Consider the following 1333-nt stretch of genomic DNA (forward strand, 5'->3'; position numbering starts at 1 on the left):
CGGTGTACGCCATGGACGGCACCGACAACGAGGAGGCCAGCGCCCGCCTGGCCGAAACCGCGCTGCCCGCACTGGGAGTCGCGCCCGACCAGGTCGCCGAGGTCGCCCGCCTGGTCCGCCTCACCGGCGGCCACCACCCGGACCCCGCGGACCGCAACGGCGCGGTCCTCTGCGACGCCGACCTGGCCATCCTCGCCGCCGACCCCGCCGGATACGCCGCCTACACCGCCGCTGTCCGCGCCGAATACGCCCACGTCCCCGACAACCTGTTCCGCGCCGGCCGCGCCGCGGTCCTCGCCGCCCTGGCGGAAGGCCCCGCCCTCTTCCGCACCCCGACCGCGCTCCGGCGCTACGAGGCCGCGGCCCGCGCCAACCTCGCCGCCGAAATGGCCGCGCTCACAGGCGAATAGCGCACTCGGCTCAGCGGGTGCCCCACTTGTAGGTCTGTTTGCGCAGTTTCAGGTAGACCATGATCTCGGCGTGGCGGACGCCCGCGAGCGCTCGGATGCGGTTGGACACCAGGTCGAGCAGCGCTTCGTCGTCGGGGCAGACGGCTTCGCAGAGGATGTCGTAGCGTCCGGCGCAGATCACCACGTAGTTGATCTCGTTGATCAGGGCGAGCGCGTCGGCGACCGGCTGCACCGACCCGTCGACGGTGATGGCGAGCATGGCCTGCCGGAACAGTCCGACCTGCAGCGGGTCGGTGACGGCCACGATCTGGATGACGCCGGCGTCGGCGAGCTTGGTCACCCGCTGCCGGACCGCCGCCTCGGACAGCCCGACCACCTTGCCGATGGTGGCGTAGGGCCGCCGCCCGTCCTCCTGCAGTTCGGTGATGATGCGTTTGGAGATGTCGTCGAGGTGCGGGGTGCCGCGTCCGGAGGTCTGGTCGGTCACGTGTGATCATCCTTCCCGAGAAACCCGGTACGTTGGAGAGCACGCCTTCTCCGGCGGCATTCGGTCCGACAAGGATGATCTCCCGTGAAGTACGTTCCCCGCGCGGTTCTGTTCCTCTGCGTACCCGCGCTGTTGTTCCTGCTCCCGTGGTGGCTGCTGGTCTACACCACCCTCTCCGGTGCGGCCTTCTGGCTCGGCACCGCGGTCTTCCTGCTCGGATACCTGGCGCTGCCCGCGGGCATGCTGCTCGGGCACGGGCCCCGGCAGTCGGACGCTGCGGCCCTGGTGGGCGACACCCTGCTGGGTGTGATGTGGGTGGTGTTCAGCTGGTCGGCGATCGGCGCCGTCGTGCGCGGCGGCCTGGCGGTGGCCGGGGTGGACGATCCGGCCCGCTCCCGGATCGTGGCCGCGGGCGTGCTCGCGGTCGCGGTGGTGC

The 1333-nt window shown here is 71.4% G+C and carries 1 protein-coding gene and 2 pseudogenes; 2 read left to right on the top strand and 1 reads right to left on the bottom strand.

The annotated features are described in order from the left end of the window. A pseudogene (locus ACIRS4_RS37175) lies at positions 1-410 on the top strand (hypothetical protein); the annotation flags it as partial. A gap of 10 nt (positions 411-420) precedes the next feature. Here ACIRS4_RS37175 and ACIRS4_RS37180 read toward each other — a convergent pair. Continuing rightward, positions 421-897, bottom strand: coding sequence for an Lrp/AsnC family transcriptional regulator (locus ACIRS4_RS37180; protein ID WP_404204538.1), 477 nt, complete (start codon positions 895-897; stop codon positions 421-423). A gap of 84 nt (positions 898-981) precedes the next feature. Between ACIRS4_RS37180 and ACIRS4_RS37185 the strand changes: the two are divergent. Further along, a pseudogene (locus tag ACIRS4_RS37185) lies at positions 982-1333 on the top strand (metallophosphoesterase); the annotation flags it as partial.

The organism is Streptomyces sp. NPDC101166, from assembly GCF_044768125.1.
Taxonomy (GTDB): domain Bacteria; phylum Actinomycetota; class Actinomycetes; order Streptomycetales; family Streptomycetaceae; genus Streptomyces.